Below are 16,385 nucleotides of genomic sequence, written 5' to 3'. Positions count from 1 at the left end.
TGCATTATGCAGGGTACACCTAAAATCTATTATTACGGATACATGAAAAAACTGATACTATCTCTGGTGGCTACAGTAGCCATCTCAGGAACAACATACGCCCAGATTTACGCGCCTGATGCTTTAAAATTCTCGCAAACCAATTATGGCAGTACCTCCAGGTTTAAAAGCATGGGCGGAGCACAAATTGGCGTTGGCGGAGACATGAGTTCAATTGGCGGCAACCCTGCCGGATTGGGATTATTTACCAAATCCGAATTCAGTGTAACTCCAGAATTCAACAACTTCTCAGGAAATGCAAACTTTTTAAACCAAAACACAAAATCAACAAAAGACAATGTAAACCTTAATCATATTGGAATTGTACTTTTTAGCCCTGCCTACAGATTTAAAGGACAAGACACCCAAACCGGAGTAGTAAGCAGTGTATTTGGAATTGCATACAACAGAAACAATGATTTTAGCGCCAATTTCAATTACGGAGGAACAAATCCAAATAATTCAGTTGTAGATTTTTTTGCTGATGAAGCGAATGCAAAAGGTATCCCTAATGGATCTTTACAAAAAGACGCTTATGATGGATATTTATTAGACCAGGATGTAACCAATGAATTTTTTGCAGCTACCAATGTACCTAACTCACAAAGAAAAAGTGAGATTAGGTCCGGTTCAACATCTGAACTTACAGCATCGGGTGCTATAAACATCTCTAACCAGGTATATATTGGAGCAAGTGTATCCTTAGTAAATGTTCGTTACATCAACGACGGTGAGTTTATTGAATCGGGAACAATAACCGACAATTCTAAGTACAACTTATCTTACAGACAATATCAGGAATCAAAAGGATCGGGATATAATGCCCGCTTGGGAGTAATTGTAAGACCGGTTGAAAACTTCAGAATCGGTGCAACCTTGCAGTCACCTTCATGGATGCTTATTGAAGACAATACTTCAATTGTTCTTGATTCCAGAATTATTGGAGGTGCCAATGCCGGAAGTCTTAATGGTGTTACTCAAAATTACCCATTCAATTACCGTGTTAGAACACCTTTAAAAGGATCGTTAGGTGCAAGTTATGTAGTTGCAGGAAAAGCATTAATTTCTGCCGATGTAGATTATGTAGATTACAGCACCATCCGTTTCTCTACTGATCAGGGACTTGATCCAACAACTATTGTAAATGAAAACAACTCTGTAAGAGACAATTATAAACATGCGGTTAACTACAGAGTTGGTGCAGAATTCAAAATTGACAATGCATTTAGCTTAAGAGGTGGTTACGGCGTTAATGGTAGCGCAATACAAGGTGATGATAAAGGACATTTTGCTACTCAGTTTTATTCTGGCGGATTAGGCTATCGCATCAACAACTACTATGTTGATGTTGCTTACCAACGTACTGAAACAAATACTGAGTTGTCTCCTTATTTACTTGGAACAAATGACAATCCTTTAGAACCAGTTGCTGACATTAAAACATCAAGAAACAATGTGTTTTTAACCTTAGGATTAAGGTTTTAGAAGTTAACAGGGCATGTCATAATACATTTGATTTATGACATGCTAACCTGATAGCCCACGCTCTCGTCATCCTGAAATAAATTCAAGATGACGAGACTATGCTACAAACAAAACAACCCAATACACGAAATTGCTCTATAAAATAAACGACTTTCAAACGACTCTTTAACGACTTAGTAACGACTCTGAACGACTATTCTCTTTAAAAACGCTGTTTTAACTCTAAATAAAGTAGTTTTTTAATCTTTTTTCTAGTACACTAAATCACTCCAAATAACGAGGCTCCCTGCTGCCCCAGTTTATTAACTTTTTCTTCTATTTCGGGTACCTTTATTAACTCAGGCGCATGGTGTGGTTTTTTACGCGCATCAATTATCACCGGTCCATTACAAGCCCAGTGCTTATCGTCAATAAATTCCGAAATACCATGAATATCAGTTGCCGGGTTACTACGGGTAAAGGTTACCCATACCAGATTGTTTATATTCTCAGCTGTAAATTCAGCATCATCACAAAGCACAATTAAAGGTACAGCATTTAAGTCTTTACCTTTTAAAGCAGCCTCTAATAACGCTACCTCAGCCTTTGCTGCTTTTGCACTGGTATAAGCAGGAAGCTGCACTGCAATTACCCCCGGTATAGCAAGCTTAACAGAACCAAAATCAGACGGCAATATCAAATCATCAGGAAGCTGTGTAGCAAGTATTCTCTTTTTTTCTCCTGCCGCGGCAAATACTACTTTCGAGCCACTGTTTAATCCTTCGCCACTATAATCTAAAGTATCGATAGTTGTTTTGGTGTAGAAGTGCAAATCCCTTGTCAAATCAATACGTTCCAATACGTGCTGTATAAAGCCAGAAAGGTTATGGGTATCTAGCTGTTCATTGTCTTCTCTTGCAGCTATAAACAAGTATTTAGCTAAGCTTAGCTGATTTTTACCAAGAATGTGATTTGCAATAGTTAAAATTTCCTGAGGTCTCCTTTCCTTTAAATAAGGAGTATAACGCTCGCTTCCAATGGCAAACAATAAAGGATGCACTCCTGCCGCATCTACAGCGTTTACTTCCTTTAATCCATGTATTTCTTTGGGTAAAGCAGATCCTGCAATTTCATGGATCAGGGCACCAAAACTGGTATCTTCCTGTGGCGGTCGGCCTACCACCGTGAATGACCATATTGCATCATTTCTATGATACACGTTATGCACTTTCATTAAAGGAAACGGATGGATAAGGCTATAATAGCCCAAATGATCGCCAAATGGCCCTTCGGGTTTATTGTCCTGCGGATAAACGGTACCGGTTATCACAAAATCGGCATCAGCTGATATGCAAAATCCTTCATCATCATAAAAATACCTGAATCTTCTGTTACCTAAGGCTCCAGCAAAAGTCATTTCAGAAAGCCCTTCCGGCAATGGCATTACCGCAGCCAGCGGATGAGAAGGGGGGCCGCCTACAAAAATACTCACCTTTAAAGGCTGCCCTTTTGCATTGGCTTTTGATTGATGAACGCCTATACCCCTATGTATCTGATAGTGTAATCCTATTTCTTTGTTGGTTTCGTAATCGTTACCTGCCAGCTGTATCCTATACATGCCCAAATTGGCATTTAATACTCCCGGCTTATCAATATCCTCAGTATAAACCTGAGGCATGGTAATAAAAGGACCACCATCCATTGGCCAGTTCACAATTTGAGGCAATTCGCTAATGGTAGTTTTACTAAAAGTTGCCTTAAACAAGCTCTGTTTTAGAGGAAGTGCGGTTAATGCCGTAAAAGCAATACCAGGCAATTTAAAAGGATTTTTTAGTGCTTTAACAGGATCTGATCTAAGGTTTACAAGTTGTTCAACCTTAGGCAGGCTATCACGAAACATGAATTTTGAACGTTCAAGTGTTCCAAACAAATTTGATACGGCGGGGAATTTGCTTCCTTTAACTTTCTCGAAATATAAGGCCGGCCCTTGCTGTTCATACACCCTTAAGTGTATTGCAGCCATTTCAAGGTAAGGATCAACCTCTTCTTTTATCCTGATCAAATGCCCATGCTTTTCCAGATCGGCAACGCAGTCTGCTAAACTTTTATATCCCATTACAGGCCAAATATATTAAACATAAGGTTACCTGACAAAAGAGATATGGAACTTAAAACAGGCCCTAAAAAATAAGACAAGCCCGAGGGCTTGTCTTATCAACATATATAAGAGCTATACTTACTTTTTGCCCGCAAACGAACGGAGCATCCAGGTATTTTTCTCTTTAAATTGCATAAATCTGTTAACCATATCGTTAGAACCATCATCGCCAGCTTTATCGGTAGCATCAAGCAGTTCACGTTCCATTTCAATTAGCTTAGCCATATCGTCCAGAACGGCATCAACCATATCCAGGTCTTTTAAACCAATTGTGTTTATTTCTTTAATTGCAGATTCTTTAATATAATCAGCAAAACGACTATGAGGGGCTTTGCCAAGGGTTAAAACGCGCTCTGCAATCTCATCAATTGTGAGCTGCGCATTCGTATATAGTTCTTCGAACTTAATGTGTAGTGTAAAAAAATTCTGCCCTTTAATATTCCAGTGGCATCCTCTTAATTTTTGATAATGAACGTGGTAGTTTGCCAAATAGTCATTAAGCATATCTACAACGGGTTTTACTTTCTTTTCATTTAAACTGATTTCTTTTGCGTCCATAATATTTATTTTTTTTATTTTGTCGCCCTCTCGGGAATTGAAAATATAACAATATCTAACAAAAATGGTTTGAAAAATGTTCTTAAACATACAATAGTAAGTTGTAAGAAACGTTTATATTATCAATTCGGGGGTTATTTTTATTATTCGTATAATTGCGAAATTACTTTATTAGAAAATTAATGTATAAATATTATATAGTATCAATCTTTGCCATTTTTCTTAGTTTAACATCAGCCAAAGCAAACACCAGAGATTCAATAGGGGTTGAGAATTACAACGGTAAAAAATTGATCGTCCATAAAGTTGTCGCAAAAGACACTTACTACTCAATAGGTAGAAGATACAATGTTGTTCCTAAATACGTTATGACATTTAACGACAATAAGTATCTTCAAATTGGGGTTATTATTAAAGTACCAACAGACATACCTTTTTCAGCTAATCAAAACACTACAGCAAGTACAAAAGAAACATTAGCGCCAACTGCTACTGACACTCCTGCCGAAGGCAACCTTATAGAACATGCCGTGCAGAAAAAAGAGAACCTTAACATGCTGGCCGAAAAATATGGCACTACCGTTAATGAAATTAAAAGGGTTAATAACCTTAGATCTATAAATTTACAAATTGGACAGTTATTAAAAATACCTGCTACCAAATCTCCTGACGGGACACCTTTGGAAACTGTTGATCCTGAAAAAATCAACACTCCACCTGTTGAAAACACAGCAAAAGATCCAGTTGCTATTGTGGTAAAAAAAGACAGTATTAAGCCCGCACAGCCAATTCAAAAGCCTGCTCCTGTTAAGCCAGACACTACAAAACCTGATTCGGCCAAACAAGATAACGAACCGTTATTGATCCATACTGTTGCATCAAACGAGACGATGTACTCTATTGCAACGCGCTACAAATTAACAATGGATCAGCTAAAAGCTAAAAATAACCTGACAGACAATTCATTATCTGTTGGTCAGAAATTATGGATCAGAGGCCAGTATCCTGTGGCTCCACCAGAGCCAGAACACCCGGTAGATACTTTAAACTCTATCAAAGACCCATCGCTAAAATATGCTGCAAGCAGATATGGATTAAACCAGATCGACGAAAAGGGAACTGCTGTATGGATTTCGGACAATGACCTTGATCCGAGCAAAATGTTGGTTTTGCACAGAACTGCTCCAATTGGTACAGTAATGAAAATTACCAACCCAATGAGTAACAGATCAACCTTTGCAAAGGTTGTTGGTAAATTTACTGAAAATGAGTCCACAAAAGATGTTATAATTGTAATGACTAAAGCGGTTGCTGATGCACTAGGCGCTTTAGACAAAAGATTTTATTGCAATTTAACATACGGCGGACAAGAGAATGAACAATAATAAGCCCTTTATTATCGGTATTGCGGGTGGTAGCGGATCCGGCAAAACCTTCTTTCTGAACTGTTTTCTTCATCATTTTAAAAATGATGAGATAACATTGATTTCACAGGATGATTATTACATTCCGGCAGGTGAAATGACTCAGGAAGAAAATAAACTATACAACTTTGATTTACCTTCAACTATTGACGATCAGCAATTTCTGTTTGATATTAAGAAGCTTTTGAAGGGTGAAGTTGTTTATAAAAAAGAATACAATTTCAACAATCCACTGGCAGTAACTAAAATACTGGAGATAAATCCCGCCCCTATTATTATTGTAGAGGGTCTTTTTATTTTGCATTTTAAGGAAATTGCTGCGCTTCTTGATTACACAATTTTTATTGAGGCAGAAGAATCTGTAGCATTAGATCGCAGAATTAAACGCGACGGTATAGAGCGTGGCTACCCTGAAGAAGATGTGCTTTATAAATGGCACAATCATGTTGTTCCTGCTTACAAAGAGTTCTTATTGCCTTATAAGGGCCAATGTGATCAGGTTGTTGTAAATAATAATGACATCCCTGATGACATCATCAAAATAACTGAAGAAATTTCAGTGGATTTGAAGGAAAAATATTGTAAATATAAACAGGCCGAATAAGCCTGTTTATGTTTGCATGATTAATATTAATCAAATATCATCTCAGCTATATTGTCATCAGCAAAAAGTTTACCTGCTGTAACTTGCTTAATGTAATCAACACTAACTCCCGGTGCCCTTTCAATTAACCTAAAGCCACCTTCGGGCAATATATCCAATACGGCCAATTCAGTAACTACTTTTTTTATGCAATTTACTCCGGTAAGCGGCAAAGTACATTTTGGCAACAGCTTACTTTCGCCAGCTTTATTTACATGCTGCATGGCAACTATTATGTTCTTTGCAGAGGCTACCAGGTCCATCGCGCCTCCCATTCCCTTTACCATTTTACCGGGTATTTTCCAGTTGGCTATATCGCCGTTTTCTGATACTTCCATGGCACCTAGTATGGTCAGATCAATTTTCTGACTTCTGATCATACCAAAACTCATTGCCGAGTCGAATATAGATGATCCCGGCAAAGTTGTAATGGTCTGTTTACCGGCATTGATTAAATCGGCATCTTCTTCTCCTTCAAATGGGAAAGGCCCCATACCCAACAAACCGTTTTCTGATTGGAGCACTACATTAATTCCCTCGGGTATAAAATTAGCTACCAGTGTAGGGATACCAATTCCCAGATTTACGTAGTAACCATCCTTTATTTCTTTTGCGATACGTTTCGCAATACCATTCTTATCCAGCATATATATAGAATTAATTTCTTGGTCTGACTGTGCGTTGTTCTATCCTTTTTTCATAGCTGGCACCCTGAAAAATACGGTGTACATAAACACCCGGTGTATGAATATGATCCGGATCAAATACTCCAGGCTCCACAAGTTCTTCTACCTCGGCTATGGTAATTTTTCCGGCCATAGCCATAACAGGATTAAAATTTCGGCTTGTAGCTCTAAAGATCAAATTACCCGTAGTATCACCTTTCCAGGCCTTTACCAAGGCAAAATCAGCGTCAAAAGCATATTCCATCAGGTAATCTTTGCCATTAAAATTTCTGGTTTCTTTACCCTCTGCAACCTCAGTACCTACACCTGCCGGGGTAAAAATAGCGGGCATCCCATAACCTGCAGCCATACATCTGGTGGCTAAAGTACCCTGAGGGATCAGCTCCACCTCCAATTCACCGCTTAATAGCTGACGTTCAAATTCAGCATTTTCACCTACATAGGATGAGATCATCTTTTTAACCTGGCGATGCTGCAACATCAGGCCAATGCCAAAATCATCAACTCCTGCGTTGTTTGATATGCAGGTTAAATCTTTAACCCCTTTTCTTACCAGGGCAGCAATACAATTTTCAGGTATCCCACACAAGCCAAAGCCTCCAAGCATTAAAGTACTACCATTTTTTATGTCACTGATGGCTTCGTCGGCCCCAGCTACGACTTTGTTTATCATACTAAAAGTTTTGTTACTAAATTATACTATAAATTGCGTTAGAACCAAACTATTTCGCTATTTCTATAATTTTATCATCACTGCCATTGCTGCTTCCAACATACACTTTCCCATCAGGGCTTACACATATCGCCCTTAATCTTCCAAACTCATTTATCAGATAATCTTTACTGGTTTCTACCTTATCGCCCGCAGCATCAAGTTTTAGCTGCGTTAGTTTAGAAGCTTTTAAACTAACCAGTAATAAAGAATTTTTCCATTCAGAAATAAGATCAGCATTGTAGTAAGTTAAGCCGCTGGTGGCTATTGTAGGAGTCCACGCCTGAATAGGCTCTACTACATTGTGAGTAGTACAAAATGCTTTTTCAGAATCCTTATTACAGTACCCCTCAACCTCTGGCCAGCCATAATTTCGTCCTTTCTGAATAATGTTTACCTCATCGTCGTTATTAGGACCATGTTCAGATTCATACAATTTTCCATTGGCCAAAACCAAACCCTGCGGGTTTCTATGTCCTAAACTCCATACCCTGCTACCGGCAACCGGATTATCGGCAGGAATAGTTCCATCTAGATTTACCCTAAGTATTTTGCCCGACAAAGAATTCATGTTCTGTGCATTATCAGCCTCACTTGCATCACCTGTGGTAATCAAAAGTTTATTATCTGCAGTAATCAGCAATCTCGAACCATTGTGGATAGATGCAGCCGGAATTTGATCAAGAATAACCAAAGGCGAATTTAAGGTGCCATTTGAATAAGTAAACCGAACTACTTTACCCTTGTAATTTGAACCATAATCGTACACAACATACACCCAAGGATTTGCTCCAAAATCCGGATTTAAGGCCATTCCCAACAAACCGCCCTCTCCTTTTGATACCACTTCAGTAATGGTATGAAGTGCGGCAACAACACCTGTTTCAGGGTTTACTCTGCTAATTTTACCAGAACGTTCGGTAATCCACAATTGTTTATCCGGTCCATAAACGATCTCCCACACATGCGATAATCCGGTTGACAAAACTTTGGTTTTTATAGCTACATCACCAGGGTTCTGCGTGTCTCCGGATTTGTTTTTCTTACACGAAGACACACTCATAAAGAGGGCTAGTAAAGTTACAACTAATAGCTTCATAGGATGTCTTTTTCTCATACAACATCCTAAATGTAAATAAGTTTACCTAATTGAAATAAACATAAGTGATGCCATCGCCACCTCTGTCGGCATGCTCATCTTCTACCCTGTTTACCTGACTATATTTCTTCAAATATTCACGAATCAGTTTCCTTAAAATACCATCGCCCTTACCATGGATAATCTTAATAAACGGGAAGCCAAGCATGATAGATTTGTCAAGATATTTTTCTAATTCATGTAAAGCATTTTCGCCACGCATGCCACGCAGATCCAGTTCAGCTGTAAAGCTTGATATTGCTTCTGAAATACTACCTGTAAATGAATTGTTCTGAACTGCCTTTTTAGCTTGTTTGTTGCTAATTTTCTGAACGCGATTTTTCTTTAGTACTGAACGAAGATCACCCAGGGCAACAACCAGATTATCACGATTTATTTCAAGAACCTGCCCCATAGTTTCACTATTGTGTAGCTGTACCCAATCGCCAACTTCAATTGGGGTGTTAACAAGTATCGGTGGCTCGGGCTTTTTCTCTTCCTTCACATGATTCTGAACCAATACTTTTTGCAGATTTTGCCTCAGTTCTTTAGTTACTACCTTATCAGCCTTACTTTCTTTAATTTCAGCTATGGTATTCTCAACCAATTTATTGGCATTTTTAATAATCGCCTGGGCTTCAAGTTTTGCTTCTTTAATCAGTACTTTTTTATTCTCATCTAAAAACAACTTCAGCTTCTCATTTTCTGCAACAAGGTTCTTAACTTTATTTTGCTGATTGGAGAGGTTTATTTTTGTATCGTAGATTTGTTTCTTTTCACGTTCCAGATCAACCAGTAAACTATCTATCCTGTTTTGGTTAGTTCCGGTTTTAGCCCTTGCAAGTTCCAGCACTTCCTTTTGCAAACCAATGTTCTGGGCAATTTCAAAAGCATAAGAACTTCCGGGCTTGCCAATTTCAAGCACATACATGGGTTTCATCTTGTCGTTATCAAACAACATAGAGGCATTTTCCAGTCCCGGCGTATTACCCGCAAAAAGTTTCAGGTTAGAGTAGTGAGTGGTAATTACTCCCCTTACTTTTTTATTATTCAGCACTTCCAATACAGCTTCGGCCATAGGTCCTCCAAATTGCGGATCGGTACCTGTTCCAAACTCATCAATTAAAACAAGCGATTTGGGAGTTGCATGTGCAACAAAGTACTTCATTTTAGTAAGGTGAGCACTGTAGGTACTTAAATCACTTTCAATAGACTGATCATCGCCGATGTCGGCAAAAATGTTATCAAAAATCCCAACCTCACTTGATTCGTGTACGGGAATCAATAAGCCTGATTGTACCATTAGCTGCAACAAACCAACAGTTTTCATACAAACTGATTTACCCCCTGCATTGGGCCCTGAAACCAGCACAATCCGCATGTTCTCATTCATATGAAAATTCAGCGGAACTACAGATTTCTTATCTTCTTTAAATGAAAGGTATAGTAGTGGATGGCGTGCATTAATCAATTTAGTTTTTGCTTCCTTTATTAATACGGGCATGTCAGCCTCAACATCAATAGCAAACAGCGCCTTAGCGCGCACAAAATCTAACTTGGTAAGAAAACCATGGTACGACAGTAAAAGTGGTGTATATGGTCGCAGATCATTTGTAAGCGCAATCAAAATTTTTATAATCTCTCTGCGTTTATCAAATTCTAAATCTCTAAGCTTATTATTTAATGAAAAAACCTCCTCGGGCTCTATGTATACAGTTTGTCCGCTTGCCGACTCATCATGTATAAACCCCTTAAGTTTTCTTTTATTTTCGGCAAGCACCGGAATACACATTCTGCCATCGCGTATGGTTAAACTACCATCAGCAACCCAATTATTACTAATTGCCTGCTTGTAAATAGCATCCATTCTTTTTCTTACATCCTGTTCTGCCTTTGCTATTTCTCCAATTATATTTTGAAGTTCCGCAGAGGCATTTGGTTTTATTTTACCTTTTGGATCTAATACAGATTCTATACGCTTAAGGATATTCTTCTCGACAGGAAGATGTTCAAACAATGCTTCCAGATTGGGATAAATTTCCTTTCTTTCATCAAAAAACCTTAGCACCGAAAATACAGTTTGCAATGAGGCATACATTTGATGTAACTCATCTTCAATAAGGTAGGTACCTTCAACCCTGATCTTATCGGCCAAAGATTTTATGTCGAAAAATGTACTAATTTGCAGTGGTTCCTGGTTTTCAAGAATACTCTTAAACTCATTTGTTTGCCTCAAAAACTTATTGATCTGATCAAACTTGGTCATCACCTGCATTTTGCCTACCATCTGCTGCCCCATAGTGCTCAGGCAGTGTGCGTAAATAAGTTGTTTTACCTCATTAAACCCCAAACGCTCTAAACAATTCTCCGGATATAACATTCCTATTTTTATCTTATTTTTTCTTAATAGTTTTCTTTAATAACGCACTGGCTTTAATAGAGTCAGCCCGTTTTTTCCTAAGGGCTTTTCTTAAAACCGCCTTAGCTTTTTTGGTCGAATCTACTTTCTTAATAGAATCGGCCTTTTTCACTGCAAGAACCTTTTTTAAAGAATCGGCCTTAAATTTAGCTCTTTGCGGTGCGGTAACCTTTTTCAAAGAGTCGGCCCGTTTCGCTGAATCAACCTTCATCTTAGCTTTAAGGATCTTAGCAGCCTTAGCATTTACCAATGAATCGGCTTTTACCAACACGCCCTTTTGCTTGTTTAATCCCTTTGTTACTTTTGTGTAGATCTCGTCTAATATTTTAGGATGCTGACTATAGTAAGCCATGCTCTTGCCATACAACGCTGAGTCTATTTCATATCTCTTATAAATGCCATTATAAAAGGCCGCAGCCGTCTTTTTTGAGGAATCCAGGTAAGGTATAGTAGTAATATAGGCATCTACAATATGGATATCATTTAATACTAAAGCCATTTTATCGGGCTGAATAATATCGGAAGGAATACCTGGCTTACAGCCTGCAACAAATAAAAACAGGAAGGCTGTGTATATAAAGTTCTTCATTATGGGCTAAAACATCATTATTTCTTAGACAAAGTTCGCTAAGGTTCTTATTTTTACCAAAAATACTGATAAATGAGTATAGCAGATAACTTATTAGAATATAAAAAAGAATTAGATAGTACGCAGACAGAATTAATTGCGGTTTCGAAATACCAGGAGCCTGCGGCAATTATGGAAGCATACAATGCAGGGCAACGGGTTTTTGGAGAAAACATTGTTCAGGAACTGGCTGATAAAGAAGCACAACTGCCTAAAGATATTGAATGGCACTTGATTGGTCATCTGCAAACCAATAAAGTAAAGTACATTGCTCCTTTTGTTAAATTGATCCAGTCTGTTGATAGTTTGAAACTGTTAACCGAGATAAATAAGCAAGCTGCTAAAAATAAGCGTGTAATTGATTGTTTACTGCAAATTTATATTGCCGATGAGGATACCAAATTCGGCCTTGGATTTGACGAAGCGATTGAACTGCTTAGATCAGATGAATTTACGGCCCTTAAAAACGTGCGGATTGTAGGTTTAATGGGTATTGCAAGTAACAACGCTTCTGAAAAGCAAACGCTTGATGAATTTACCGAGTTAAAAGTGCTTTTTGACGGCATTAAAGTAAGCTTTTTTAGAAAAGATGATTACTTTAAGGAAATCTCGATGGGCATGTCTGGCGATTACAAACTAGCAATTGAAGCAGGCAGCACAATGGTAAGGGTTGGCAGCAGTATTTTTGGTAAAAGGAAGATTAAACATTATAAAACAGAATGAGCATTACGTTAAGAGTAGCAGAACGGGAAGATTGTACGCGATTGTTGGAATTAATTAATGAACTGGCTATTTATGAGAGAGCACCTGAAGAAGTAACTGTAACACTGGATGAATTTACAGAAGCAGGTTTTGGTGAAAACAAAGTATGGAAAGCTTTTGTTGCTGAAGATAATGATAAAATTGTTGGCTTTGCATTATATTATGTAAGGTATTCGACCTGGAAAGGTTCCCGACTATATCTTGAAGATTTTATTGTAACAGAGGAATGTAGAGGAAAAGGGGTTGGAAAACTACTTTTTGAAACTGTTGTTAAAGAAGCAAAAGAGAAGAACTACAATGGTATGGTGTGGCAGGTGTTGGATTGGAACGAACCGGCAATTAATTTTTATAAAAAGTATGCTGCCGACCTGGAGGCAGGATGGTTAAACGGATCCTTAACAAAGGAACAAATTTCAAAGTAACATGAAAAAATTAGGACTATTTGTTATCGCCATAGGGTTTATGGCTTGCCAGAGCGAAAATAAAAGCAGCAATACTGCTGATACGGCAAACCTGGCAACAAGTACAGATTCATTAACTTTTAAATATGATTCTGTAAAAGTTTACAGCAAAACGCCTGTGTCAATAAACAAGACGGTTACAGATACTTCTAAAGCTGTTATTTCTTACCCTTTGTTTAATGACGAAAAAATAAACCAGTTTATTGAAAGCAAAATAAAACTTACTGCAGATTCTGGTAAAAATTACAAAACTTACAATGACTATGCGTCTGATTTTATTAAAGGCTATGATGATTTTAAAAAATCGGAAAAAGACTATCCACAAACCTGGTTTTTAGACATTAAAGCCAAGGTTGTTACGCAAAAACCGGGCTACCTGTCGTTATTAAACACCTATGTTAATTATGCAGGCGGTGCACATCCAAACAGCATATTCACTTACATTAATTACAACCCGGTAACGCATCAGGAAATTCTTTTAGATTCATTAATTCAGCCAGGCTCAATGATAAAGCTTACTGCAATAGCCGAAAAGATATTCAGAAAAAATGAAAAGCTTAGCGCAACAGCTAGCTTAAAGGATGGCTATTTCTTTGAAAAAGACACATTTAAACTGAATGATAATTTTACCATAACTGATCAGGGTTTAATGTTCCTTTACAATCCTTACGAAATTAAGGCTTATGTTTATGGTACAACAGAATTGGTTATTCCTTTCAGCGAATTAAAAGAAATTGCTAAACCTAACTCACTACTAAGTCACACAAATTAATGGAGGTATACAAATTTGGAGGAGCATCTGTTAAAGATGCCGAAGGGGTAAGAAATCTGGCCAACATCATTATAGAACGCAATCAAAAAAATAACCTGTTAATCGTTATTTCAGCAATGGGTAAGGTTACCAATAAGCTAGAGGAATTAACAAAAGCTTACTTAACCGGCCTTAATGATGTGCATCAGATATTTGAAGATGTAAAACAATTCCATTTCAGCATCATTGGTGAATTATTCCCTGATGAAAGTAACCCGGTGTATAACGATGTTGCCAATTCATTTGTAGAAATAGACTGGTTGCTTGAAGAAGAACCCGACGATGCGGCAGATTATATTTACGATCAGATAGTTTCAATAGGCGAAATAGTTTCTACTAAAATAGCCGCAGCCTATTTAAATGAAACGGGTTGTAATGTACAATGGGTTGACGCACGAAATTTTATTCATACAGATAACAGCTACCGCGAGGCACAGGTAAACTGGGAAAAAACAGAACAGGAAATACAGAAAAAACTTAACCCTGTTTTAGAACAGTGTATTGCCGTTACCCAGGGTTTTATTGGAAGTACAAGCGAAAACTTTACCACTACTCTGGGCAGAGATGGCTCTGATTATTCAGCTGCAATATTTGCTTCCTGCCTGAATGCAAGCTCACTAACCATCTGGAAAGATGTGCCTGGTGTTTTAAACGCAGACCCTAAGTGGTTTGATGAAACGGAAAGGATTCCACGCTTATCCTATCATGATGCAATTGAACTTGCTTACTATGGGGCAACCATTATCCACCCTAAAACTATTAAGCCAATTCAGAATAAGAACATTCCTTTATATGTACGTTCTTTTCTTGATCATAAAGCAGAAGGCACAGACATTACCGGTGCTGATAATCACTTACCTGTTCCATCTTTTATATTTAAGGTGAACCAGGCATTGATCTCTATTTTCCCTAAAGATTTCTCTTTCATTATAGAAGAAAACTTAAGTGATATTTTTAGCCTGTTCCATAAGCATAAGGTAAAAATTACCACCATGCTAAACTCTGCCATCAGTTTTTCGGTAAGTTTTGATCATGATCCTAAAAAACTGGAAGCACTGATAGCCGATCTGTCACAACACTATAAGGTTAAATATAATACAGGTCTGGAATTAGTTACCATAAGGTACTACAACCAGCAAACCATAGATAGGGTAACTGTTAACAAGAACATTCTTTTAGAGGTTAAAAGCAGATATACTTGTCAGATTGTAATGAGGGACAAGACAACAGTTGAATAGGCATGTTTTAGATAGCGAGGTTCAGGAGTACATTAAAAATCATTTAAATGATGATGTACATAAACTCGCTATGTCTAAAAGTCCGTTTAAAGATGTTAGTTCCAAGGAGCTGGCTAATCAGATTGCTGCAAAAAACAAATCGGTAAAAAAGCTACCCAGCTGGTATAAAACGTATTCTATTTATTACCCAGCCTTACTTTCTATCGAACAATGTTCATCTGAAACAACAGCTTCCTACAAAGCAGGCCTGGCTATTGGCGACAGTTTAATAGATCTTACCGGGGGTTTTGGAGTAGACAGTTATTATTTTGCAAAAACAGTTAAAAACTTAATGCATTGCGAAATCAATAAAGACCTTTCGGAAATAGCTGCTCATAATGCCCTTGCGTTGGGACAAACAAATATTAAATGCTTAGCGGAAGATGGCATTGCAGTACTTGAAAAATCTGGTGAAACCTTTGATACGATCTATCTGGATCCGGCAAGAAGAAGTTCGGCAGGCAAAGTTTTTATGTTAAAGGACTGCACTCCGAATGTTGTTGAGCATTTGGATTTATTATTGTCCAAATCAAAACGCATTATTATTAAAACTGCCCCATTATTAGATATTACCGCTGGTTTAAAGGAACTTGGCAATGTTTCTGAAGTTCATATTGTTAGCTTAAAAAACGAGTGCAAGGAATTGCTATGGGTTATTGATAGCAACAAACCAACGCAACAGCCAATAATAAAAGCGGTTACCATAAATGAATTGCAAAAGGAATTCTCATTTATTAAAGGTGAGGAAGAAACGGAAGTTGAATTGCTCGGCGAAAATCCTTCTGGCTACCTTTATGAACCAGATGCAGCGCTGCTTAAAAGTGGAGCTTTTAACCTGATAGCTAAAAGGTTTAAATTAAAAAAACTCCACCATCAAACTCAACTGTATGTTTCAGAGCACTTGGATCCCTCCTTTCCGGGCAGAATTTTTAAGATCAACAGCCTTTTATCAGCCGGCGATCTTAAAAAGGAAAAGTTACTTAGGAGAAATCTAATTGCCAGAAACTATCCAGATAAGGCAGAAAACCTGGTAAAAAAATATAAAATAAAACCTGATCACAATAAATTCCTGGTATTTACACAGGGTGCAGGCAATAATTATTTAATAATAGATGCCGAAATACTGCAACACTATTAAATAACCAGCAAAAAATTGATCAATTTAATTTAGCTTTATGATAACCAAACTATCATAACCATTTCTC

General features: G+C 37.7%; 15 protein-coding genes. 8 read left to right on the top strand and 7 right to left on the bottom strand.

Going from position 1 to position 16,385, the window contains the following annotated elements; translation table 11 throughout:
* The first annotated feature begins 42 nt into the window (after nucleotides 1-42).
* Nucleotides 43-1,524, top strand: coding sequence for an OmpP1/FadL family transporter (locus CPT03_RS03080; protein WP_157766332.1), 1,482 nt, complete (start codon nucleotides 43-45; stop codon nucleotides 1,522-1,524).
* Between the two features lie 259 nt (nucleotides 1,525-1,783).
* Here CPT03_RS03080 and CPT03_RS03075 read toward each other — a convergent pair whose 3' ends face one another.
* Both CPT03_RS03075 and CPT03_RS03070 read right to left on the bottom strand, forming a co-directional pair.
* On the bottom strand, nucleotides 1,784-3,619 hold the full coding sequence (locus CPT03_RS03075; protein WP_099437464.1) for a UbiD family decarboxylase: 1,836 nt from the start codon (nucleotides 3,617-3,619) through the stop codon (nucleotides 1,784-1,786).
* 120 nt (nucleotides 3,620-3,739) lie between these two features.
* Nucleotides 3,740-4,219, bottom strand: a complete 480-nt coding sequence (locus CPT03_RS03070; RefSeq protein ID WP_099440990.1) for a Dps family protein — start codon at nucleotides 4,217-4,219, stop codon at nucleotides 3,740-3,742.
* A 182-nt stretch (nucleotides 4,220-4,401) separates the two neighbouring features.
* Here CPT03_RS03070 and CPT03_RS03065 point away from each other — a divergent pair, with 182 nt between their 5' ends.
* Together CPT03_RS03065 and CPT03_RS03060 are read left to right on the top strand one after the other, a co-directional pair.
* A complete protein-coding gene (locus CPT03_RS03065) occupies nucleotides 4,402-5,604 on the top strand; it encodes a LysM peptidoglycan-binding domain-containing protein (RefSeq protein ID WP_099437463.1) in 1,203 nt (400 codons plus the stop codon).
* The gene (locus CPT03_RS03060) at nucleotides 5,594-6,247 is read left to right on the top strand and encodes a uridine kinase (RefSeq protein ID WP_099437462.1); all 654 of its coding nucleotides are present in this window, start codon (nucleotides 5,594-5,596) and stop codon (nucleotides 6,245-6,247) included. Before CPT03_RS03065 ends, CPT03_RS03060 begins: the two co-directional genes overlap by 11 nt.
* A gap of 26 nt (nucleotides 6,248-6,273) precedes the next feature.
* On the opposite strand, the gene CPT03_RS03055 is transcribed toward CPT03_RS03060, so the two are convergent.
* Genes CPT03_RS03055 through CPT03_RS03035 form a run of 5 tightly spaced genes read right to left on the bottom strand, consistent with a single transcriptional unit; the run spans nucleotide 6,274 to nucleotide 11,830 of the window.
* Nucleotides 6,274-6,933 (bottom strand): CoA transferase subunit B, encoded by a 660-nt coding sequence (locus tag CPT03_RS03055; RefSeq protein ID WP_099437461.1) that lies wholly within the window; start codon nucleotides 6,931-6,933, stop codon nucleotides 6,274-6,276.
* 10 nt (nucleotides 6,934-6,943) lie between these two features.
* Nucleotides 6,944-7,645 (bottom strand): CoA transferase subunit A, encoded by a 702-nt coding sequence (locus CPT03_RS03050; RefSeq protein ID WP_099437460.1) that lies wholly within the window; start codon nucleotides 7,643-7,645, stop codon nucleotides 6,944-6,946.
* A 49-nt stretch (nucleotides 7,646-7,694) separates the two neighbouring features.
* Complete coding sequence (locus CPT03_RS03045) at nucleotides 7,695-8,783, bottom strand: PQQ-dependent sugar dehydrogenase (protein ID WP_099437459.1); 1,089 nt, start codon at nucleotides 8,781-8,783, stop codon at nucleotides 7,695-7,697.
* A 46-nt stretch (nucleotides 8,784-8,829) separates the two neighbouring features.
* Complete coding sequence (locus CPT03_RS03040; RefSeq protein ID WP_099437458.1) at nucleotides 8,830-11,202, bottom strand: endonuclease MutS2; 2,373 nt, start codon at nucleotides 11,200-11,202, stop codon at nucleotides 8,830-8,832.
* 13 nt (nucleotides 11,203-11,215) lie between these two features.
* Nucleotides 11,216-11,830: a DUF4296 domain-containing protein gene (locus CPT03_RS03035; RefSeq protein ID WP_099437457.1), complete on the bottom strand. Its 615-nt coding sequence runs from the start codon at nucleotides 11,828-11,830 to the stop codon at nucleotides 11,216-11,218.
* A 72-nt stretch (nucleotides 11,831-11,902) separates the two neighbouring features.
* Here CPT03_RS03035 and CPT03_RS03030 point away from each other — a divergent pair, with 72 nt between their 5' ends.
* The 5 genes from CPT03_RS03030 to CPT03_RS03010 are packed head-to-tail and all read left to right on the top strand — an operon-like array spanning nucleotide 11,903 to nucleotide 16,318.
* Nucleotides 11,903-12,592: a YggS family pyridoxal phosphate-dependent enzyme gene (locus CPT03_RS03030; protein ID WP_099437456.1), complete on the top strand. Its 690-nt coding sequence runs from the start codon at nucleotides 11,903-11,905 to the stop codon at nucleotides 12,590-12,592.
* The gene (locus CPT03_RS03025) at nucleotides 12,589-13,053 is read left to right on the top strand and encodes a GNAT family N-acetyltransferase (RefSeq protein WP_099437455.1); all 465 of its coding nucleotides are present in this window, start codon (nucleotides 12,589-12,591) and stop codon (nucleotides 13,051-13,053) included. The genes CPT03_RS03030 and CPT03_RS03025 overlap by 4 nt, the downstream gene beginning before the upstream one ends.
* A gap of 1 nt (nucleotide 13,054) precedes the next feature.
* Nucleotides 13,055-13,864: a DUF3298 and DUF4163 domain-containing protein gene (locus CPT03_RS03020; protein WP_099437454.1), complete on the top strand. Its 810-nt coding sequence runs from the start codon at nucleotides 13,055-13,057 to the stop codon at nucleotides 13,862-13,864.
* A complete protein-coding gene (locus CPT03_RS03015; protein WP_099437453.1) occupies nucleotides 13,864-15,141 on the top strand; it encodes an aspartate kinase in 1,278 nt (425 codons plus the stop codon). The genes CPT03_RS03020 and CPT03_RS03015 overlap by 1 nt, the downstream gene beginning before the upstream one ends.
* Nucleotides 15,134-16,318: a class I SAM-dependent methyltransferase gene (locus CPT03_RS03010; RefSeq protein WP_099437452.1), complete on the top strand. Its 1,185-nt coding sequence runs from the start codon at nucleotides 15,134-15,136 to the stop codon at nucleotides 16,316-16,318. Before CPT03_RS03015 ends, CPT03_RS03010 begins: the two co-directional genes overlap by 8 nt.
* The last annotated feature ends 67 nt before the right edge of the window (nucleotides 16,319-16,385 follow it).

The organism is Pedobacter ginsengisoli, from assembly GCF_002736205.1.
In the GTDB taxonomy this organism is placed as follows: domain Bacteria; phylum Bacteroidota; class Bacteroidia; order Sphingobacteriales; family Sphingobacteriaceae; genus Pedobacter; species Pedobacter ginsengisoli_A.
The sequence above is the reverse complement of the archived record's forward strand: the minus strand, read 5'-3'. Positions and strand labels throughout refer to the sequence as shown.